Annotated in this window: 16 protein-coding genes; 7 read left to right on the top strand and 9 right to left on the bottom strand. The window is 37.2% G+C overall.

From position 1 onward, the window contains the following. Positions 1-187: 187 nt before the first annotated feature. From CRO54_RS14275 to CRO54_RS14265, 3 genes are all read right to left on the bottom strand, one after another. Positions 188-2,164 carry a M1 family metallopeptidase gene (locus tag CRO54_RS14275; protein WP_097132750.1) on the bottom strand — a complete coding sequence of 659 codons (1,977 nt, stop codon included), beginning with the start codon at positions 2,162-2,164 and terminating at the stop codon, positions 188-190. A 74-nt stretch (positions 2,165-2,238) separates the two neighbouring features. After that, positions 2,239-2,958 carry a hypothetical protein gene (locus CRO54_RS14270; protein WP_097132749.1) on the bottom strand — a complete coding sequence of 240 codons (720 nt, stop codon included), beginning with the start codon at positions 2,956-2,958 and terminating at the stop codon, positions 2,239-2,241. Between the two features lie 60 nt (positions 2,959-3,018). Then, entirely contained in the window at positions 3,019-3,369 is a 351-nt protein-coding gene (locus CRO54_RS14265) for a Spx/MgsR family RNA polymerase-binding regulatory protein (protein ID WP_097132748.1), read from the bottom strand. Positions 3,370-3,516: 147 nt separating this feature from the next. Here CRO54_RS14265 and CRO54_RS14260 point away from each other — a divergent pair, with 147 nt between their 5' ends. The 3 genes from CRO54_RS14260 to CRO54_RS14250 are packed head-to-tail and all read left to right on the top strand — an operon-like array spanning position 3,517 to position 9,455. Continuing rightward, positions 3,517-7,011, top strand: coding sequence for a response regulator (locus CRO54_RS14260; protein WP_097132747.1), 3,495 nt, complete (start codon positions 3,517-3,519; stop codon positions 7,009-7,011). A gap of 19 nt (positions 7,012-7,030) precedes the next feature. Then, entirely contained in the window at positions 7,031-7,852 is an 822-nt protein-coding gene (locus CRO54_RS14255; RefSeq protein WP_097132746.1) for a CheR family methyltransferase, read from the top strand. Positions 7,853-7,865: 13 nt separating this feature from the next. After that, on the top strand, positions 7,866-9,455 hold the full coding sequence (locus CRO54_RS14250; protein WP_097132745.1) for a response regulator: 1,590 nt from the start codon (positions 7,866-7,868) through the stop codon (positions 9,453-9,455). Positions 9,456-9,460: 5 nt separating this feature from the next. Here CRO54_RS14250 and pth read toward each other — a convergent pair whose 3' ends face one another. From pth to CRO54_RS14235, 3 genes are all read right to left on the bottom strand, one after another. After that, the gene (gene pth, locus CRO54_RS14245) at positions 9,461-10,021 is read right to left on the bottom strand and encodes an aminoacyl-tRNA hydrolase (RefSeq protein ID WP_097132744.1); all 561 of its coding nucleotides are present in this window, start codon (positions 10,019-10,021) and stop codon (positions 9,461-9,463) included. 256 nt (positions 10,022-10,277) lie between these two features. After that, positions 10,278-10,859, bottom strand: a complete 582-nt coding sequence (locus CRO54_RS14240) for a 50S ribosomal protein L25/general stress protein Ctc (protein WP_097132743.1) — start codon at positions 10,857-10,859, stop codon at positions 10,278-10,280. 89 nt (positions 10,860-10,948) lie between these two features. Next, positions 10,949-11,890, bottom strand: coding sequence for a ribose-phosphate pyrophosphokinase (locus CRO54_RS14235; RefSeq protein ID WP_097132742.1), 942 nt, complete (start codon positions 11,888-11,890; stop codon positions 10,949-10,951). Between the two features lie 392 nt (positions 11,891-12,282). Between CRO54_RS14235 and CRO54_RS14225 the strand changes: the two genes are divergently transcribed. Further along, entirely contained in the window at positions 12,283-15,402 is a 3,120-nt protein-coding gene (locus tag CRO54_RS14225) for a protein O-mannosyl-transferase family (protein ID WP_097132741.1), read from the top strand. A 631-nt stretch (positions 15,403-16,033) separates the two neighbouring features. Here the strand turns inward: CRO54_RS14225 and CRO54_RS14220 are convergent. Together CRO54_RS14220 and CRO54_RS14215 are read right to left on the bottom strand one after the other, a co-directional pair. Continuing rightward, on the bottom strand, positions 16,034-16,996 hold the full coding sequence (locus CRO54_RS14220; protein ID WP_097132740.1) for an acetyl-CoA carboxylase carboxyltransferase subunit alpha: 963 nt from the start codon (positions 16,994-16,996) through the stop codon (positions 16,034-16,036). Between the two features lie 175 nt (positions 16,997-17,171). Then, a complete protein-coding gene (locus CRO54_RS14215) occupies positions 17,172-18,761 on the bottom strand; it encodes a S10 family peptidase (protein ID WP_097132739.1) in 1,590 nt (529 codons plus the stop codon). 145 nt (positions 18,762-18,906) lie between these two features. Between CRO54_RS14215 and CRO54_RS14210 the strand changes: the two genes are divergently transcribed. The 3 genes from CRO54_RS14210 to CRO54_RS14200 all read left to right on the top strand — a co-directional run bounded on the left by CRO54_RS14210 (position 18,907) and on the right by CRO54_RS14200 (position 21,972). After that, positions 18,907-19,599 (top strand): NUDIX hydrolase, encoded by a 693-nt coding sequence (locus CRO54_RS14210; RefSeq protein ID WP_097132738.1) that lies wholly within the window; start codon positions 18,907-18,909, stop codon positions 19,597-19,599. 72 nt (positions 19,600-19,671) lie between these two features. Further along, entirely contained in the window at positions 19,672-20,508 is an 837-nt protein-coding gene (gene prs / locus CRO54_RS14205; protein ID WP_097132737.1) for a ribose-phosphate diphosphokinase, read from the top strand. Between the two features lie 12 nt (positions 20,509-20,520). Beyond that, entirely contained in the window at positions 20,521-21,972 is a 1,452-nt protein-coding gene (locus CRO54_RS14200; protein ID WP_097132736.1) for a nicotinate phosphoribosyltransferase, read from the top strand. A 7-nt stretch (positions 21,973-21,979) separates the two neighbouring features. Here CRO54_RS14200 and CRO54_RS14195 read toward each other — a convergent pair whose 3' ends face one another. Continuing rightward, positions 21,980-23,236 carry an alkaline phosphatase family protein gene (locus tag CRO54_RS14195; RefSeq protein WP_097132735.1) on the bottom strand — a complete coding sequence of 419 codons (1,257 nt, stop codon included), beginning with the start codon at positions 23,234-23,236 and terminating at the stop codon, positions 21,980-21,982. Positions 23,237-23,326 lie beyond the last annotated feature (90 nt).

Genomic DNA, 23,326 nt, shown 5'->3' with positions numbered 1-23,326 from the left:
AAAGCCTCAAAAATCAACTTTTTCATCAGATTATATTTGGTTAAAAGCCTAAACGGCTTTGGTTTGGTTAAAGCTAAAATATCAAATAATATCTAACATTCACAACTATAAAGATTATCGAATTTAATTTTAGGCACAAAAAAACCCGTAAGTTTAAACTTACGGGTTTTTATTTTTAAATGCTAGATTAGTTTCTTCCTACAGTCCATCTGTTATTATCGGTATTGCTATCTGGCAATACTTGCTGTGGATCTAACACCACTTCAACTACTTCTTCTGTGGTTGGATAATTCACTACCCAACTGGTGTTTTTCATCCAAACATCTGCCGCTACTTTTACGATCTCCGTTTTACCACTCTTAGTTTTAATTCCTAAAATTATTGGTAATGGCATTTTATCCAAATTATCCACCTTAATGGTGTAAGCACTTATTGCTCCGTTATTTTTTACTTCTTTTACTTCAGCAATGCCTTGATCCATTTTCCAGTTATTGATGAACCAGCTTTTCCAGAACCAACTTAAATCTTCACCAGCAGCATTTTCCATTGTACGGAAGAAATCCCAAGGAGTTGGATGTTTGTATGCCCAGTTATTGATGTATTCCTTAAAAGCATAATCAAAACGATCTTTTCCTAAGATCTGATCTCTCAAAATATGTAATGCCCAACTTGGCTTATAGTACAAGTTATAGCCAATGTTATTTTCTGCCATTCCATCTGGCATTAACATCATATTCTCAAATTTCGGATTTCCAATAATGGCTTTACCAATAGCATTCATATTCATTTGGCGTGGTTTGTACTCGCCATTGTTAAACTCAGTGCTCGATAAATCGTTAATAAAAGTATTGAAACCTTCGTCCATCCATCCAAATTTACGTTCGTTAGAACCTACAATCATAGGGAACCAGATATGGCCGAACTCGTGGTCGATAACACCCCAAGCATCTCCTTTTTTAGCTTTCCAACCACAAAACACAATACCTGGATATTCCATACCACCAATGTTTGTAGCCACGTTAACTGCCATTGGATATGGATATTCGTACCACATTTTTGAGTAATGCTCGATAGAAGCCTTTACATATTCTACCGCTCTACCATAACCATCTACACCATTACTCTCTACCGGATGTGCTGATACCGCTAAGGATTTTTTACCACTTGGCAAATTGATACTTGCTGCATCTAAAACGAAAGCTTTCGATGAAGACCAAGCTGCATCACGAGTGTTTGTAATTTTGAATTTCCACGTTAATTTATCTTTTGCAGGACGAGATTTTGGATCTGTTACTTCAGCCTCTGATCTAATATGAATCGTTTTATCGCTGTTCTTTGCTTCATTCCAACGTTTCAATTGTTCTGCAGTAAATACTTCTTGAGGGTTTAGTAATTCTCCAGACCCCATCACTATATGGTTTCCAGGTACAGTTACGTCAAAAGTGATATCGCCATATTCGCAATAAAACTCACCAGCACCCCAATAAGGCAAAGTGTTCCATCCCAAAATATCGTCATAAACACTCATGCGAGGAAACCACTGCGCCACTGCGAAAATTTCACCGTTTTTTGTTGTTAAGTGACCTGTTCTATCTGAACCCAAAACTGGAATTTCATACACATAATCCATCTTAATTACCACTACATCGCCATTAGCTGCCATGGGTTGGTCTAAGCGGATTTGCATACGAGTATCTTCCACTAAAGAAGTAAACTTTACGGCTTTTGCTTTCTGAGAAACAGATAGGTTAGTAATGTCGTAACCTCCGCTAAATTTCTCACCCTGTGCACCATATCTACTACGAGCTGGTGTAATGGCTAAGCCGCGAGAATCAGATTTAAACGAATTTTGATCTAACTGCAACCATAAATAAGGCAGTTTCTCTGGGCTGTTATTTTTATAAGTGATGGTAATAGTTGCCTTAACTTTGTTAGTAGCTTCATCTAAATTGGCACTGATGTTATAATCTACTCTGTTTTGCCAATATTTAGGCCCAGGAGCACCACTTGCAGAACGATATTCATTACCGTTTTGAGTATAAAACAAAGGACTAAAAGCTTCTTCTGGCACATATTTGCTCGCTACTTTTTCTTGAGCGAAACTCAATTGTGCATATAAAACGGCTATTACAACCGTTAAGGTTTTCAAGAATGTGTTTTGCATGTTTGACTATTTTAATGCTAAGGTAATTTGAAAAGCAATAATTTTCAAATTAGCACATGAATATTACTATATAACTAAGGATTACCCTTCAATTTTGGCAAAGAAGGCATCTTTCTAGATTCAGCGGGAAGTTTTTTCCACTCATTAAACGTAGTGGCAATGTAGTAAGTATAATTAAATGGCGTTTCTGCTTTGATTTGTTCAGGAGTTGGGCGGTACATGCCAATATAATCTTCCAAATCTTTCTCTTTGTAACCCACCAATTTTTGAATAACCTGTTTATTAAAGTTTTTCGAAATTTCTTCGTTAATATCAGCGGCTTCTTCTAACTCTCGTTCTTTTGCTTGTTGTCTGCGCCATTTTCCGTAACCCAGTCCTAAGCGCAACCCACCTCTGTTTTTAGAAGCATCAACCTGCCTAGCTGCAACAGCGTCAGGATCTTTAGTATCTAAAAAGGGAGAAATTTTAGCTGTGGTGATGTTCACGGTGTTTAAAGTATTTACTGCTGATCGTAGGTAAATGTTTTTTGCAAATAAGTTAGTTAAGTAAACAGTGTCGGTTTGGTAACCCGAAAGCCCAAACGAAATTAAATCTCCTGCCTTTGCAGCTAACGCAAAACGGCCATCTTTACCAGTTACTACCAAAGCTTTAGTGGTAATATTTCTAACTGCTACGTCCTGCAAGGCCAAACCTCGCTGCTCGTTATCAAAAACATTTCCAGTAATGTAAGTAGTTTGCGCCAATGTAACCAATGGCAACAACAGTAAACCCAATAAATATAGCTTCTTCAACATATCCAAATGTAAGGCACTTTAACCTCTATCTAATCCTTTTAACAAAATTTAACAAGCCTATTACTTAGCGAGTAACGAGTGATATTCATCTTCCTTGAAACCCAACAAAACGGCTTTGCCATCCACCTCTACAATTGGTCTTTTAATGGCGCTGGTGTTGTTAATTAAATAAGGTATTGCTGTGTCTGCCGAATTAATTGCAGCTTGTTCTTCCTTACTTAACTTTTTAAAGGTTAAACCTGCTCTGTTAATTACTTTTTCCCAGCCAAAAACATTAAACCACTCGGTAAGTTTTTCTGCAGTAACACCCTTTTTCTTAAAATCATGAAATTCGAAATCGTTGCCATTACTCTTTAGCCAATCTTGCGCTTTCTTTACTGTATTACAATTAGGGATGCCGTATAGTTTCATTATTTTATATTCTTTTAAGTGGATAAAGGTAACAAAAACAACTACTTTACGCTTCTTTTGCAAGGTGAATTATCATTACATCTTTAGCTTTTACTCCTTTAATGACTATCTTAGCCTACATTTTTTCAATATTAATATAAGGTTGATATGCTCAAACTTTCCTTTAAGCAGCAAATACTTACTGGCTTTACGGTTTCTTTAATCTTCGCACTGATTTCCGCTATTGCTTCTTACCTCAGTATCAAATCATTAAACAATAGTTATGATTGGATTTCGCACACGCAAGAAGTTGCCAAAACAGCAGAACGATTAGAGATACGTCTTTTGCACACAGAAGCTTCTTTACGAGGTTTTATTTTAACAGAAAGAGATGATTATCGTGCACCTTATGACGAAAACATCAATAAAATTTTACCTACTGTAGAAGAATTGATAGATTTAGTAGAAGATAACCCTGTACAAACAAGAAAAGCAGACAGTATCAAATTTTATGCTTTAGCAAAGGTTTCTGAGTTGAAACAAATTGCTGCAAAAGGCAATGTTGGCAATTTCGCTGCAGCTAAGAATCAATTTTTAACTGATAGAGGCAGGTTAGATAAAATTAAATTTTTGGCATTTTCTGATGATTTAATTACAGAGGAATATAGGCTACTAAAACAAAGGCAAGATGTTGCTACCACTAGAGGCACCCAAACCATCACGGTAATCATCACAAGTTCACTAGTTATTTTTGGACTGTTGCTGTTTTTGTTAAGATACATTAGAAAAACATTTGACCAACAAAAAGAAGCTGAAAGGCAAATTTTATTGTCTAATAAAGAATTAGAAGAACTCTCTATAAAAAACCATGAGCATAATTGGACGCTGAGCAGTGGAGCAAAAGTGAGTGAGGCAATGAGGGGCGATTTTGAAATGGAGCAGCTCGGAGAAAATATCATTACTTCTATTTGTAACTTATTGGGCTATCCCATTGGGGCTTTTTATTTAGTCAATCGCACTCAAAAAACGCTAAAGGTAGGAGGTACTTTTGCTATCAACGAAGATTTCCCTAGGAAGAAATATCATTTTGGAGAAGGACTTGCTGGACAAGCCGCCCTTGAAAAAAGCACTAAAGTTTTTAGTCCGGTACCAGAAGGTTACTTTAAAATTAGTTCGGCGTTTGGAAACACTGCGCCAAGCCATATCTTATGCATGCCAATTTTATTTGAGGAAGAAACCATTGCTGTACTAGAAATTGGACTCATGTCAGCACCTCTCGCTCATCATCTCAATTTCTTAGAGTTAATGAACAGAAGTATCGGCATTTCTGTGAACAGCACAGAAGCTAAAGTTAAATTGCAGGAGTTATTTGAGAAAACACAACAGCAAGCAGAAGAACTTACGGCACAACAAGAAGAACTTCGTGTAACCAACGAAGATTTGATGCACAAAACCGAAGAACTTCAAGCCTCAGAAGAAGAGCTAAGGGTACAACAGGAAGAATTACAGCAGGCCAACTCAGAATTGGAAGAAAAAGCACAGCTCTTAGAAGAAAAGAACCTTTCTATCAATCAAGCTAAAGAAGCCATTAGCCTAAAAGCAGAAGAATTAGAGTTGAGCAGCAAATACAAATCTGAATTTTTGGCTAATATGAGCCATGAGTTGCGTACGCCACTCAACAGTATTTTGATATTGGCTAGAATTTTAAAGGAAAACAAACAGGCCAATCTATCAGACGAACAGATAAAATATGCGGGTGTAATCCACAATGCTGGCTCCGACTTATTGGCATTGATTAACGATATCCTAGATCTTTCTAAAATCGAATCAGGTAATGTTGACTTGGTGATAGAACAGGTTAAACCTAGTACCATTCAAAGCCATACCAAATCGTTGTTTAGTGAAGTTGCTAATCAAAAAGAAATCAATTTTGAGTTTAAGCTAGCTGATAATTTACCAGAAACCATTGCAACCGACCAAACTCGCTTAGAGCAAATCATTAAAAACTTACTCTCGAACGCCTTTAAATTTACGAAAGCAAAAGGCACCATTGTTGTAGAAGCAGGTATCGGTGAGAAAAGCCAAATCAAACAAAACAAATCGCTACTAGATAGCGAACTGCCACCAATTTACTTTTCGGTTACCGATAGCGGAATCGGGATTCCTAAAGACAAACTACAGGTTATTTTCGAAGCATTTCAGCAAGAAGATGGTTCTACCAGCAGAAAATATGGCGGTACCGGCTTAGGCTTGTCTATTAGCAGAGAATTAGCCAATTTATTAGGTGGCGAAATCCAACTGAAGAGTGAAGTGGGCATGGGTAGCACGTTTACTTTATTCATACCTCAAGCTTTGGGCGGCAAGAAAGAAGAAAAGCCATTTGCCCAAGTGGAGAAAGAAAGTACCCCTGCTTATGAAGAAAGAAAAGCACCAGTAGCGGAAAAAGAGCCTTTCCTGCTTAAAAGTGGCGATGGAAACAAACTACTTATTGTAGAAGACGACGAGAATTTTGCAGAAATATTAAAAGCTTACGCCATCGAAAAAGGATTTGAACCTATCTTGGCACACAGTGGTGATACTGGCTTAGAGTTAGCAATTTCAGAACTTCCAGACGCAATAGTATTGGATGTAATGCTGCCAGTAATGGACGGCTGGAGCATTTTGAAACAGCTTAAAGCTAATCCAGCTACGCAACACATTCCAATTCATATGATGTCGGCTGGTGATGAAAAAGCAAGTAAGGCGAAGAAAGAAGGTGCTATCGGTTTCCTCAAAAAACCTGTAGACAAAGAAAAGTTAGATTACGCATTTGAGTTACTTTCTAACCAGTACAAATACGATTTTCATAACGTTTTAGTAATTGAAGACCAGATTTTACAAAGCAACGAGCTTACCGAGCAACTGATTAAAAAAGGAGCAAAAGTATCGCAAGCCTATACTGGTGCAGAGGCTAGGCAAATGTTGGAAGAAAGCACTTTCGACTGTATCATCTTAGACCTTAAGCTTCCCGACATTTCTGGTTTCGATTTGTTAGATGAAATTAAGTCTAATCCAGAAACTAAAGAAGTGCCGGTAATTATTAATACCGCGATGGAACTCGACAAGGAGAAGATGGCGCATATTATGCGTTATTCGCAGGCAATGGTTTTAAAAAGCAACAAATCTAATGATAGACTTTTGGACGAGGTTAGCTTGTTTATGAACAAACTGCAGGCAGATGCTCCTAAGCAAGAAGACACCGTTAAGATTACCAAAGCTCCAAAGAACTATGCGCCAACCATAGAAAAGGCTTTACAAAATAAAACCATCTTAATTACTGATGATGATATGCGTAACATATTTGCCTTATCATCTGCGTTGCAAGATTATGAAATAAAGGTAATTATAGCCAATAACGGTATTGAAGCCTTAGAAAAATTAGAAGAACATAAAGAGATTGACCTTGTGTTGATGGATATTATGATGCCAGAGATGGATGGCTACGAGGCGATGAGGCAAATTAGGTCAAAAAGACATCTGGCCAATCTTCCTGTAATTGCATTAACCGCAAAAGCAATGAAAACCGATAGAGAAAAATGTATGGAAGCAGGTGCCAGCGACTATATTTCTAAACCGGTAGATATCGACAAATTACTATCGATGTTAAGGGTTTGGTTGAGTTAAGTATTTTTTTTTAGCGTACATGACGAAAGAATTAATCACAGACGAACAAGTAGAAGAAATTGTAATTATTACTAGAAACATCTATGGCTTTGATTTTGAAGGATACTCTAGAGCGTCCCTAAAACGAAGACTGGATAGGATCATGCTATTGAAACGCCTCGATTTTTTTGATCTTAGAAGTACTTTAACCAACAACGAAGATTTCTTTCACGATTTTTTAAACGAAGTAACGGTAAACGTAACCGAAATGTTCCGTGATCCAAAGTTCTTCAAATCCTTAAAAGAAAACGTTATCCCGTACCTTAGCTCATACCCACACCTTAAAGTGTGGAATGCAGGCTGCTCTACCGGCGAAGAACTTTATTCTTTTACCATTTTATTTGAGGAGCTAGGCTTATACGATCGTAGTTTCTTTTATGGAACAGATATTAACCATAAAGTATTGGAAACAGCTAGAGAAGGTATTTACGACCTCCAAAAGATGAAACAATACTCAGAGAATTATCATGCTATTGACGGTGGAAAATCGCTGTCTAATTATTATACCGCCCAATACGATGCCGCCTCTATTTCTAGGCACTTGAAGAAAAACGTGTTGTTCTCTATGCACAACCTAGTATCCGATGGTCCGTTTAACGAATTTCAGGTAATTTCGTGCAGAAATGTATTAATTTACTTTAATCCAGAGTTACAAAAGAGCGTAATTAACCTATTTTACAATAGTCTTGCTAACTTTGGCTTTCTATGCCTAGGCGGAAAAGAAGCTATTCGTGATTATCAGATTGCTAAAAAGTTTAAAGCAGTAGATAAAAAGAATAACATTTATCAAAAAATCAGCTAATTCACACACATAAATGAGCAAAATTAACCTTTTAATTGTTGACGATAAGCAGGAGAATATCATTGCTTTAGAAGCCTTATTAAATAGGAACGATATTAATATCATTACCACTACTTCGCCCAATGATGCGCTACGCATATGCTGGGAGAAAGAAATTGCTATTGCCCTTGTAGATGTACAAATGCCAGAAATGAATGGCTTCGAATTGGTTGAAATACTTAAAAACAATGCTCGAACACAAGATATATTAATCATTTTTGTAACTGCAATTTCTACCGAGGCCAAATATGCAATTAGAGGTTTAAGTGCCGGTGCTGTTGATTATTTATACAAGCCTTTAGATCCATATATCACTTCTGCGAAGGTAGATTCATTTATCCAGTTGGTTAAAACACAAATAGAGATTAAGACTAAAAACCAACAGCTCGAAAAAATACAGTCTGATTTAATTAAGGCAAAAGAAGAAGCTGAACAGGGAAAAAGAGCAAAAGAGAGTTTCATGGCCAACATGAGCCACGAAATTCGTACGCCTATTAATGGCATTCTAGGGCTAGTTCACCTACTCAACCAACAGGAATTAACAGAGGATCAGAAAGAAATTGTAGGCCTACTCGATATATCTTCTAATTCTTTGTTAGGTGTTATCAACGACATTCTAGACCTTTCTAAAATTGAAGCTGGCAAATACACCATCAGTTTTGCGGAAACAAACATCAAAGAGTTAGCTACCCAAGCTGCAAATTTGCTAAATATTAAAGCGCTAGAAAAACACATTGGTTTAAAGCTCATTATCGAACAAAATGTACCAAAATACATTATGGCAGATTCACTTCGCTTGAATCAAATTTTCATGAACTTGTTAAGCAATGCGGTAAAGTTCACAAACGAAGGCGAGGTTACTTTTAAACTAGAAGTGCTGGAAAACAGAGGCAACACCGCATTACTTAGATTCTCAGTAATTGACACGGGGATTGGTATTGCTGAAGATAACATTAAAACTATTTTCCACTCTTTTGAGCAGGTTGAAAACGTACATACCAGAGTTTATGGTGGCACAGGATTAGGCTTGTCTATTGTTAAAAAACTGGCCGAATTAAAAGGCGGAGAATTAGATGTAAAAAGTGAACTGGGCAAAGGGAGTACTTTCTCATTCACCAAATGGTATAAAATAATAGAGAAGGAAGAAAGGGTAGATATTAAAAAAGCTCCCGAGAAACTCCCTACGCTAGATGGTTTGAGGATTTTAGTAGCAGAAGACAATTCTATCAACGTCTTCCTAATTGTTAAAATATTAAATGACTGGAAAGTTCAATCTACAGTAGTTACCAATGGTGCAGCTGCCTTAGAAGCACTGGAAAAAGAGAACTTTGATTTAATATTGATGGACACCTACATGCCAGTAATGAACGGATTAGAGGCTATACAGAAAATTAGAGAAGGTCATATTCCTGGAAAGGAAAATACACCAATCATTTCGTTTTCGGCAGGCGTGCTAGATTCTGACAAAGAAACTGCAAAGCGTGTAGGCGCTGATGACATTATTGGGAAACCATTTAAAATTGGTTCTCTTCACGAAAAAATCACTAGGCTTACCAAAAAATAGCTTTGTTATTTATTAAACAAGGTCATGGTTTGCGCTGCGCCAATAGTCGCAAAACTTTTAATCATACTAACTGCCCTATTTACTAATACGGGCAGTTCTTTTTTTTCATTTTTATCAAACTGTCCCAGTACAAAATCTGCTTGTCTTCCTTTCGGAAAATCATCTCCAATACCAAAACGAAGGCGAGCATAATCCTGTCCACCGCAAACTTCTTCAATACTTTTTAGTCCATTGTGGCCTGCACTGCTGCCCTTCAGTTTCATTCTCAACTTCCCTAAAGGTAAAGCCAAATCATCAACTAAAACTAATACGTTTTCAGGAGCAATTTTCAGTTCCTTCATCCAATAGTTAACTGCTTTACCGCTTAAATTCATGTACGTAGTAGGCTTAATCACATGCAGCTTTTTGCCCTTGTGAGACACCTCTGCATGGTAAGCCAACCTACCGTGTTCGAAACTGCCTTCCAAGCCATCAACCAATTCATCTGCAATATCAAAACCAATATTATGTCTTGTGCCCACATACTCGGCACCAATGTTGCCTAAACCTACAATCAGAAATTTCATAAGGACAAAGATAATAGTATGTCATTGATTTGGAAGAGCGACTAGCAAAACCTTTGATGTTTGATGAACATATACATTATCAATCCCTCTCTGGCTACACCAACTCTCCGATAGTGAGAGAAATAGCAAAATTTATATTTGTCGCCTGCAAATTTATCTACCTCTGGGAGAGATGGCCAATGGGCAGAGAGAATCAAAAAAAAAAGCGTCCCGATTTTCATCGGAACGCTTCTCTTGTAAATCAAGAAATCTTGACTTATTTTTTACCTTTAGCTTCGTTCTCAGCTTGTTTCAATGCTCTAGACATACCTACAGAAACGATAGTATCTTCAGGAGTGTTAGTTACGAAGTATTCGCCTTTTTGTAAATCACGAACGCGGAATAAGTTACCTACTTCTAATTTATCAATGCTTACTTCTACTACTTGAGGCATGTTTTTAGGCAATGCTTTAACACGTAGTTTACGTAATTTTTGAACTAACTTACCACCCATTTTAACACCTGGAGAAGTTCCAGTTAATTTAACAGGAATTTCCATGTTGATTTCTTTATCATCAAATAATTGAAGAAAATCAACGTGTAATAACAAGTCAGTTAGTGGGTGATATTGAGCATCTTTTACGATAGCTTTAACAGCTTTTCCACCAACAGTAATTTCAACGAAACTAGCTTCTGGAGAGTAGATAGCATCATTTAAATCAGTTCTTGTGATAGCAAAGTGTACTTGTTCAGTACCTCCGTACAATACAGCGGGAACCTTACCTTCGTAGCGAAGCTCTTTGGCATCGCGTTTCCCTACGCTCTCTCTAAGAGAACCGCTAATAGCGATAGTTTTCATATTATATTTATTTATTTATTTATTAGTATCAAGTATTTAGTATCGAGTATCAAGACTTACGCCTTAAACCTTTTACCTCATACCTTTAATTACACTTTAAAAAGCTCACTGATTGAGCCGTATTCATTTACACTAGCAATAGCTTTTGCAAACAATTTAGCAGTACTTAGCTGCTTAATTTTAGCGCTTTGCTGTTTTAAAGGAATAGTATCTGTTACAATCAGCTCTTCTAAAACCGAGTTTTCTACGGTTTCGTAAGCTTTACCAGACAATACAGCGTGTGTACAAACTGCCCTAACACTTCTTGCACCGTTATCCATAATCAACTGCGCAGCTTTCGCTAAAGTTCCAGCAGTATCACAGATATCGTCAATCAAAACAATATCCTGTCCAGTAACATCACCAATAATAGACATTGATTCTATTTCATTGGCACGTTTACGACGTTTATCGCAAATGATAACTTCAGCATTAAAATATTTAGCAAAAGTTCTAGCCCTGTATGAACCTCCCATATCAGGAGAAGCAATAGTTAAGTTTTCTAAACCTAAGCTTTTGATATAAGGTACAAAAATTACCGCCCCATCCAAGTGGTCTACCGGAATATCAAAAAAACCTTGAATTTGCGCCGCATGCAAGTCCATGGTCATAATGCGGTGAATACCCGCAGCTTTTAACAAGTTTGCTACTAATTTAGCACCAATTGCCACCCTTGGCTTATCTTTTCTATCTTGACGGGCCAAACCATAATAAGGAACAACAGCTGTAATGTAATGCGCAGATGCTCTACGAGCTGCATCAACCATTAACAAAAGTTCCATTAAATTATCACTTGGTTGGTAAGTAGATTGTACTAAGAAAACGTCACATCCCCTCACCGATTCATCAAATGAAGGCTGAAATTCGCCATCGCTAAATTTACTTAGGGTAACATTACCTAGAGGTTTACCATATTCTTCAGCTATTTTACTAGCTAGGTCCTTGGTTCCACTTCCGGGGAAAATTTTAACAGGGTTAAATTGCAATGGCATGATTTGCGGGTATCAATGCTTGTTAATAAAAAATCGGGTTGCGGTTTTATTCACAACCCGAAGTGATTTGTTGTCCGACCTGGATTCGAACCAAGACAAACAGTACCAAAAACTGTCGTACTACCCTTATACTATCGGACAATCTCTCTTTCAAACGCTCTATCAAGCGTGTTGCTGAAAGGGAATGCAAATGTACGCACATTTTTGAAACTTGCAAATATCTTGCGCAAAAAATTTCAAATTATTTTCTACCTCCACTGACTATCAACGAGATTTAGTTATTTTTTGTTAAATAAGGCTAATCGCACACTCCTATATCAATCTATTTCTTTATTTTCGGCAGCATTTTAATGCATCAAACTATAAGGATTAGAAATCATCATATCACAAATATGAACTATTCAAAAGTAAACAATATCATTGGCTGGGCCTGTTTTTTCATAGCCACCCTTACCTATGTTTTAACGTTAGAACCAAGCGCAAGTTTTTGGGATTGCGGTGAGTTTATCGCCTCTGCATATAAAATGCAGGTAGTACACCAACCAGGAGCTCCGCTATTTTTAATGATAGAACGCTTCTTCTCATTATTTGCCATGGGCGATAAAACTAAAATCGCTTATTTCATGAACTTCGGTTCTGCGGTAGCAAGTGGCGCTACTATTCTCTTCTTATTTTGGACGATTACCGCACTAGCAAAAAAAGTACTCATTAAAAAAGGTGAAGCAATCAGTACTGCAAACTTAATTACCATTATGGGTGCTGGTTTAGTTGGCGCTTTAGCTTATACCTACTCAGACAGCTTTTGGTTTTCTGCTGTAGAGGCAGAGGTTTACGCACTTTCATCTTTATTTACCGCCATTGTATTTTGGGGCATTTTAAAATGGGAAGCTGTTGCCGATGAGCCTAAAGCGGATAGATGGTTACTTTTTATTGCCTATATCATGGGTTTATCCATCGGTATTCACTTATTAAACCTTTTAACCATACCAGCTATTGCTTTTGTCTACTATTTCAAAAAAGAACAAAAACCAACTACCGCAGGTATTTTTAAAACCTTAGGCATCGGTATCTTAATTTTAGCAGTTGTACAATATGGCATTATCCAATATCTAGTTTCATTTGGCGCTTACTTTGACCTTTTCTTTGTAAACACCTTAGGCTTAGGCTTTGGAACTGGTGTATTGTTTTTTGTGCTCTTAATTATTGGTGGCTTTGTTTGGAGCATCAGATATTCTATCAAACACCAAAAAAGAATTTTAAATTTAGCATTGTTATCTACTGTACTCATCATTTTTGGTTACGGGTCCTTCGCTATGATTTTAATTAGGGCACAGGCAAAACCAAACCTAAACAATAGCGATCCAGACAATGCTTTCTCTTTCTTGAGCTACTTAAACCGAGAGCAATATGGAGATAGACCATTACTTTTTGGACCTAACTACAATTCTATCCCTAAATATAAAGAAGATGGTTCTGCTCCTATTATTGTAGAAACTGGAAAATCTTACCGCAAAGGGGATACTAAATATGAAGTTTCGGGAGTCAAATCAAAGCGTATCTACGGCGAGAATGAAACCTTCCCTGACAGTATACGTAGGTTGCAACATGAGGTTTTATTTCCTCGTATGTACGGCGACGACCAAAGACATATTGACTACTATAAGGACATGATGGGCTTTAGCGATGAGCATTTCCCTAGTTTCTTCGACAATGTTGGATTTTTTATGCGCCATCAGGTTGGATTTATGTACATGCGTTATTTCTTATGGAATTTTGCTGGTCGCCAAAACGAAGAGCAAGGGCAAGGTAGCATTTACGAAGGCCAATGGATCAGCGGAGTGAAGCCTATTGATGCCATGCTTTATGGAGATCAAAGCAATTTACCTCCATCTATTAAAGAAAGTAATTCGTATAATCGTTTCTATTTCTTGCCACTAATTTTAGGCGTAATTGGCGCCATTTGGCATTTCAACCGTCATTCCAAAGATGCGGGTATTATTGGTCTTTTGTTTTTCTTTACAGGATTGGCCATTGTAATTTACCTTAACCAAAAACCAATGGAACCAAGGGAAAGGGATTACGCCTACGTGGGCTCTTTCTATGCGTTTGCCATTTGGATTGGCTTAGGAATTATCGCTATCAAAGAGTGGCTACTAAAGAAAATAGATCCGAAAACTGGTGCTATTGCAGCAAGTGTGATAGGATTATTAGCAGCGCCGGTATTAATGGCGAAGGAAGGTTGGAATGACCACGACCGTTCTGAAAAAACACTAGCTCGCGATATAGCCATTAGCTACATGGAATCTTGCGCACCAAATGCCATTCTATTTACTTACGGCGATAATGATACTTATCCGCTATGGTACGCACAAGAAGTTGAAGGCATCAGGCCTGATATTAGATTGGTAAACTTAAGTTTATTCGATACAGATTGGTATATCAATGGTATGAAACGTAAGGTTCACGAGTCTGAAGCATTACCATTATCGATGACAGAAAAACAATATGTTTCTGGAGTAAGAGATGTAATGTATCACAAAGATATGGGCATAGCAGATCCGGTTGAGTTAAAGCAAATTGTAGATTTATTGTTATCAGAAGATGCTGAAGACAAGCTGCCATTACAGGATGGTACCACAACCAACTTCATCCCTACTAAGAAATTTAAGTTAACGGTTAATCCACAAGATGTAATCAACACTAAAACTTTACCTGCAAACCGTGCCGGAGAAATTGTGCCTAGCTTAACTTGGGATTTTAACAAGGGCTATGTGACCAAAGGTACTTTAGCCATGTTGGATATCTTAGCGCACAATAACTGGAAACGTCCAATTTATTTTGCGAGTACCGTACCTTCAGACCAGTTTAACGGTTTAGATAAATATCTATACAGCGAGGGTTTAGCATTGAGATTATTGCCTTTAGACCCTGCCAAAAGAGGCGAAGAAGAGCAGCCTATTAACTTAGAGCCAATGTACGAGCACGTAATGAATAAATTTAAGTGGGGCAATATTAAAAATGCCAACTATTTAGATATTCAATCTGCTGATGACATCTCTATCTTCAACAATATCTTTAATAGTTTAACTACTGGTTTAATTAAAGCCGGTAGATTAGAAGACGCTAAAAAAGTGATGAAGAGGTATGACGAAGTAATTCCGACTAAGATTTACGGCATGCGTGCTGCTATGGGAGCACCAACAATGGCACAAAACCTTTATATTTTAGGTGAAACCGAAAAAGCAAATCAGTTAATTAAAAAATACGCTGACTACATCGGAAAAGAAGTGACTTATTTGGGCGATATTTCGAAAAGCAAAAACAGATTGGTTGGTCAACAACCTATCCAAATTGGTTTGTTTTACGGATTAATGCCAATGGCTAAAGTTGCCGCACAATACGGTCAACCTAAGTTGGCTAAAGATTTGGAAAATCAAATTAAATCTTTATTTACTCATGGAAACTTCGCTCAATATTTTGGAGAACTTCCTCCAGATTTCATGACTTTGTAAACAAATTTATAATCTAAATAAAGTCGTCCCGATTTAAATTGGGACGGCTTTTTTGTTTTAAAGTCTGCAGTTAAAATTTTTACCTCAATGATCAACTAAAGCGGCAGGAAAGCTAAATTGGTTCAAATTCTCTCATGAATGAAGCTATTGAAAAGTGCGAAAACCATAGTTCTGGTAAAGTAGTAGTGGATATTTAACTAACCTGAGTTCGATTATAAAAGTCGCTAAAAAGCCTTCCAAGCTGATGCTGAAATAAATTCAGCACGACAGAGCATCGATTTAACGTCACCCTGAATTTATTTCAGGGTCGGCCATACTGAACGCCATATTATTTCTGAAATCAATGAATTAATAATCTAACTCAGGTTCCTAGCCAAAAGCGATATTGGAAATTAGGAATAATTATTCGAAGTGGTGGCCATCAAAAGACTTACGAAGTTTTCGAAACTTCGTAAGTCTAAAAACCGCTCCCTTCTCTTTGAGTTCAAGGCTTCCATTCGCAATTACGGAAGTTGGGATAGGTATCAATAACAGCAATTTTAAAAATGCCAATAACAAAAAAGCACAATCAATTATGATTGTGCTTCTAATATTCTATGATCAGTATTAGCTACTGAAGCTTGTAAACTGATTACTCATTTACTACACCCATTGCACAGAATTTATCTATTCTTGATGCAATAAGTTTATCTGAATTAATTTTCTTCAATGCTTTCAAATCATCTAAAATCTGAGCTTTTAACGTACCAGCCATCTCTTCTGGATTTTGATGCGCACCACCAAGAGGTTCTTTAACCACACCATCAATCAGTTGGTTTTTGAACATATCCTCAGAAGTAAGCTTCAAGCATTCCGCGGCTTTCTCTTTGAAATCCCAGCTTCTCCATAAAATAGAAGAACAAGATTCTGGAGAAATTACCGAGTACCAAGTATGTTCTAACATGTAAACTTTATCGCCAATACCAATACCTAATGCACCGCCAGAAGCGCCTTCGCCAACAATAAAGCAAAGAATTGGCACTTTAAGCACAGACATTTCCAATAAGTTGCGAGCAATAGCTTCACCTTGTCCACGCTCCTCGGCTTCTAAACCTGGGTAAGCACCCATCGTATCGATGAAAGAAATTACAGGCTTGTTAAATTTTTCTGCCAGACGCATTAAACGTAACGCTTTTCTGTAACCTTCTGGGTTAGCCATACCAAAGTTGCGGTATTGACGCTCCTTAGTATTCTTTCCTTTTTGGTGACCGATAACCATTACAGTTTGGCCATTAATAGTAGCGAAACCACCAATAATAGCTTTATCGTCGCCTACAGTTCTATCGCCATGTAATTCGATAAAATCATCGCAGATTAGATTAATATAGTCTAGTGTTTGAGGACGCTCTGCGTGACGAGACATTTGAACTTTCTGCCATCCTGTTAGATTAGCATAAAGGCTTTGACTAGTCTGCGAAGCTTTCTCTTCTAGCTCTGCAAGTGTAGCCGACATGTCTACTTTAGTCTTATCGGCAATTTGCTTAACCTTTTCGATTTGTTGGTACAAATCCGACAAAGGCTTTTCAAAATCAAAAGATGTTTTCAATTGTTCCATAGTGGGGCAGCAAAATTACGTATTTATCTGGAAACAATTGATAATAAATTAATGCTTACTTCATTTTAGGTAATAACCGCACCATTGGATGCAAAATAGTCAAGTATAAACTACCATAAAAAAGCCCCGCAACCCTATGAAGGTTTACGGGGCAATCCATTATTTTATCTCTTAATTAAAATTTAGCGGGTTGTCCAGCTTTTGGTGTCGATTTCTTTATGAACTCACGAATATGGTCATTTCCCAAAGCTAAATCTATCTTACGGAGATACATCATATGACCACTTTCATAACCTTCCCAGCTCATTCTGTCTTTCAGTTTGCCACTTGGATCCATTTGCCACATGTTGTATTTGGCGTTAAAGTAATCGCAAGCACCATCATAATAACCTGATTGTACCAATACATGCAAATATGGGTTTTGAGCCATAGCTGCTCTCAGGTTTTCACCAGTATTATCACCAGTATTATCCCAAGGACGTACCGGCCCAAACATGTTGTATTTTAAATCTGTTTTATAATTAAGTTCATTACGCAGATACATATTGATAGCCGGTGTAAATGAATGCAACCAAGAGGTTAACTCAGCATTATAGTCTGGGCGCTCACCTCCATCCGATTTATCAATTCCCTTGTATCTTGAATCTAAGCGGCCAACAGTGTAACCTTTATCCCTCAACAACTCTTTCCAAAACAAATTGGTAGAAACATCTAAATTATTTTGTAGAATCACCTTTTCCGACAATCCTGAAAAGCGAGCCATTTTAGCAGCAATTTTCCTTTTTTCTTCTATAGGCAGAAAACCTCCTTTAGCCATGGCAGGCACCAATTCGTTGATGGTAAAAGTTTCTACTTCTGGCAGCATATCTGTTAGCTTCTTCGTTTGTAGATCGCTAGATAAAGCTTTATGATACCAAGCCGTTGCGGCAAAATAAGGCAAGCGTAAAGCAGCATCCATTGCCGTGCCTCTTTGTATGCCCAGCTCTGTTGGCGACACTAAAACCACACCATTTAAGTACATCCAATGATTGCTCTGTAATTCTAAAGCCAAGCCAGAAACACGGGTTGTTCCATAACTTTCACCTATCAAATATTTTGGAGAAGCCCAACGGTTGGTACGGGTCACAAAGGTATTGATCCACTCTGCCAAGTATTTGATATCAGCACGTACACCGAAAAATTTATTGGTAGGCACATCTTTATTTACCGCTCTTGAATAACCAGTATTTACAGGGTCGATATAAACAATATCCGCTACGTCTAATATCGAAGTGCTATTGTCTTTATATCCGTATGGCTGTACGGGATAACCTTCGTCATCTATCTTCAACACTACTGGTCCTGTATAGGCAATGTGCATCCAAACTGATGCAGAACCTGGACCACCGTTAAAGGAAATGACCAAAGGACGGCTTTCTTTGTTACTTACATCGGATCTTTCATAGTAAGTGTAAAAAAGACCTGCGAGGGTTTTACCATCTTCATCCCAAACGGGTAAGGTACCTGCTGTGGCTTTGTAAGGCACTGCTTTTCCATTAATTGTAACCGAGTGATTGGTTACTACCGAACTTTCTGGAACAATGTTTCTAGATGCGATGTTGGTGCTAGTTTTAGTTGGCACTTCTTCTTTAGCTGCCGCATTTGCTGGAGTTGCCGCTGCCGAACTTACTCTCTGTTGGTTATTTCCTGATTGCGTACGCTGTTGTGCAAAAGCAAAATTTGCAAACAATAACCACACACTGGCAATGGTAAAAATTTTCTGCATTTTATAAGTTTAGGTTTGTTAAGCATAAATATCTGCAATGTGATTGAGTTAGCCTAAACTGAACTAAAATGTTACTTGGATCTTAGCTGTCACTCTCTGTTTAAATTTAAATACTTATTTTTGCGTAAAATTTACGCATATAAATATGGAACTTAATCAGCATATTAAAATAGCAGTTGATGCAATTGTTTTTGGTTACCAAGAAAACAGCCTGAACGTATTATTGATTAAGCAGAAATATGGTGCATTGAAGAATCAATGGGCTTTGGTTGGCGGTTTTGTGAAAGATGGCGAAACACTTCATACTGCTGTTAACAGAGAATTAGCAGAAGAAGCTGGAATTAAGGTGAATTACCTGGAACAGCTTTATACATTTGGCGATGACGTAAATAGAGACCCAAGATTTCAGGTGATTTCTGTAGCCTACTTCGCATTAGTGAATTCTACTAAGCTTATTATAAAAGCAGATACAGATGCAGAAGATGCGCAATGGTTTCCTGTTAACGATTTACCTAAACTTGCATTTGACCATCAATTAATTTTAAATACGGCGAAACAACGTCTAAAAAACAAATTAACTTATCAGCCAATTGGTTTTGATTTGTTACCAAAAGAATTTCTTTTTTCAGAATTGGAAAACCTATACTGCACTATTTTGGAGAAAGAAATAGATAGAAGAAACTTCAGAAAAAAGATATTGAGTTTTGGTATTGTAGAAGAAACTGAAAAATTTGGAAATAAGAAAAATGGTAGACCTGCAAAACTATTTAAATTCAATAAACTGAAATACAATAAATTAACAAAAGAAGGATTTATATTCGATATTTATTTTGCGTAATTTTTACACAAACATTTGTATGTTATTTTAATTCTTATAATTTTGCGTAATAATTACACAAATTAGAGAATTATGATAATCAACTTAGACCCATATTTCAAACCATTAGATGGCGAAGAAATACAGTTTGAAAGCTTTACTTTTTCTGGAGGCGAACCACACCTAAAAATCAATCCTAATTTTGATACTAAAGAAAGCGTAACCATAACTCATAGACTAAACTCTTTTAATGATTTAGGGCTGTTATGCTTAGCGGTAGATGCATTGAAAAGAATGCAAGTGGAAATTGCCAATTTATATATTCCTTATTTTCCTGGGGCGAGACAAGATAGAGTGATGATTAAAGGCGAACCTTTATCGGTTAAGGTCTATGCGGATATCATTAACGGTCTTGGCTTTAAAAAAGTGATTGTTTTTGATGCACACTCTGAGGTTACTCCTGCTGTTTTGAACAATTGCGAGGTAGTTGCCAATCATAAATTTATAGCTGAAGTAATTGAAAAAATAGGCAATGAAGTAATATTGATTTCGCCAGACGGTGGTGCATTGAAAAAAATATACAAGGTTTCTGAATTTCTAGGTGGTATCGAAGTGGTGGAGTGCAGCAAAAGTAGAAACGTAAAAACAGGTAAACTGTCTGGCTTTAAAGTTTATGCAGATGACCTACAAGGTAGAGATTGTTTAATTGTAGATGATATTTGTGATGGTGGTGGAACATTTATCGGCTTGGCAGAAGAACTGAAAAACAAAAATGCTGGGAAATTATATTTAGCTGTAAGCCATGGCATTTTCAGCAAAGGTTTTGATGAGCTAGGCAAATCATTCGAAAAAATATTTACCACTAATTCTTTTAAAGATTTAGCACATATCAATATACACCAAATAAATTTAGGCAATAACCCATTTTAAACCTACCAATATATGAACCCTCTATTATTAACTGATGGTTATAAAGTTGACCATCGCAGACAATATCCAAACGGAACGACTTTAGTATATTCTAATTGGACACCAAGAAAAAGCAGAATTGATGACATCGAAGAAGTAACATTTTTCGGCTTACAATATTTTATCAAAAAATACATTTTAGAAGATTTTGAGAATTACTTTTTCAAACAGCCAAAGGAAAAGGTGATAAGAGAATATAGCCGCAGAATTAACAATTATTTAGGCGAGAACCAAGTTGGCACCAAACACATAGAAGATTTGCACGACTTGGGTTATATCCCAATGGTATTTAAAGCCATACCTGAAGGTGCAGCCATACCTATGAGGATGCCCATGTTTACCATGTATAACACCAAGCCCGAGTTTTTCTGGCTAACAAACTACTTTGAAACATTATTATCTGCCGTAGTTTGGATGCCTTGTACTTCGGCAACCATTGCCAAGCAGTATAGAAAGGTTTTAGATAAATTCGCCCTTGAAACCTCATCTGTTCCAGAATTTGTTGATTGGCAAGGGCATGATTTTTCAATGCGTGGTATGGGGGGTATTGATGCCGGACTGACTTCATCAGCCGCACACTTGCTTAGCTTTACTGGTACAGACACTATTCCAGCAATAGACTTTTTAGAGAAATACTACAACGCAAACTCTGATACCGAATTAATTGGAGGGTCAGTTGCCGCAACAGAGCATTCGGTAATGTGTATGGGAACTACTGAAGGGGAATTAGAAACCTTCCGAAGGCTAATCTGTGAGGTTTATCCAAAAGGGATTCTATCGATAGTTTCAGACACTTGGGATTTGTGGAAAGTATTAACAGAATATCTACCTCAGTTAAAACAGGAAATAGTAGCGAGAGAAGGCAAGGTGGTAATTAGACCTGACAGTGGCGACCCTGTAGAAATCCTTTGTGGCAAGCCCGATGGCAAAAACACACAAGAGCAAAAGGGTGTAATTGAGCTTTTATGGGACTGCTTTGGCGGCACAACTAACGCCAAAGGATTTAAAGAATTAATACCACAAATTGGCGCCATTTATGGAGATAGCATCACCATTGAAAGGGCAACCCAAATTTGTGAAAGATTAAAAGCTAAAGGATTTGCATCAACCAATGTGGTACTGGGAATTGGCTCCTTTACTTACCAATATAATACCAGAGATACTTTTGGTTTTGCCATGAAAGCAACTTACGGCGAAGTAAATGGCGAGGGAAGAGAAATTTTCAAAGACCCAATTACTGATGACGGCACCAAAAAATCTGCGAAAGGTTTAATGAAACTCGAAATAGAAAACGGAAAATACAAGCTTGTTGACCAAGTTAACTGGGAAACAGAAAAGACAGGAGAACTTGTAGAAGTTTTTAGAGACGGAAAGCTTTTAGTAGACCAAAACCTAACTGACATTAGAAAAAGAGCGAGAATTTAATTCCATCTTACTTCAATATCGGAGCCAACACTCTGATATCCCCATCAATTTGGTGAGTGTAGGATAAACCTAAAATTTTTGCCAATAACGGATAGATATGTACATTTTCGAAAGAATCAATAGTTAATGCTTCTTTAAAAGCTGGACCCCAAGCGTAAAAAACGGCTTGCATATCTGGCATATCGTTATCAAAACCATGTTTTCCAATAGATGTTGGCTTGCCCGTTAAATTAAAAATTTTTGGTAGTTTAGGAATAAGAATAATATCTCCTATTCTACCATCTTTATTATCTTTTGCGCTGTAATGCCATCGTTTAGGCATTTTATTAGTTAGATATACGTCGTAATCTTTACCATCAGCCTTAAGTTGTTTGTAAAGTGGCCTAATATCCTTTTTATCTTTCGCATAGATTTGAATAAGTGCATCGCCGTTGGGCACAATAAACTTGGCAGTGTCTATTACAGATGGCAAATCCAATGTATTTTTGTTATCCGCTTCGGTCATACCGTGATCGGATACAAAAACGAAGTTAACATCCAAACCCACTTCTTTGGTAAGTTGCACCATTTCACCTATGCAATCATCTATCAATTTTACCGCAGCAGCTGTTTCTTTGGAATTACTACCAAAATAATGCCCAGCCACATCCACCTCTGGGAAATAAAAATTTATTAAATGTGGACGCTTCTCCGCTGGTAATTGCAACCAATCCTTCACAGCTGTAATTCTTACATCCATCGGGATTTTAGTATTAAAATTGTACCAATAAGTTGGCCTAATACCTTTTACCGCTGTTTCCGAACCCAACCAATAAAAAGCTGCAGATAACATTTTTTGCTGTTCTGCCAACACCCAAATCGGCAATCCGCCATACCAAGTGCTATCTTTTATGGCGCTAGGATCTGTTTTTACATAGATCTGCTGCTTTTTGGGATCGTAAAACGAATTATTTACAATGCCATGTTTAGATGGATACATTCCAGTTGCCAAGGTATAATGGTTGGAGAAAGTAACCGATGGATAAGAAGGTTTCATCGAAATTGCTTTCACCCCTTTTTCTCGTAAAGCAAGTAGATTTTTTGCTTGATATTTTTCTGAATAATCATGTCTGAAACCATCTGCAGAGATATAAATAACGTATGGCTTATTAATTTGTGAAGAATCATTAGCTCTACCTGCCACAATTTGTTGTGAAAGATTTTGAGCGATAATCATTTGGTTGCTACAGATGAGCAAACCAATAATTAATAATATGCTTTTCATTATAGATTTCATTTGGCAAAAATAACGGATTTTAAATACCTCAACGTAAAATTATGGCAACCAAAATACTTACCTCTCATTTTAAACCTA

The organism is Pedobacter xixiisoli, assembly GCF_900215335.1.
In the GTDB taxonomy this organism is placed as follows: domain Bacteria; phylum Bacteroidota; class Bacteroidia; order Sphingobacteriales; family Sphingobacteriaceae; genus Pedobacter; species Pedobacter xixiisoli.
Note: the sequence above shows the minus strand (reverse complement) of the source record. Positions and strands in the feature narration are given on the sequence as shown.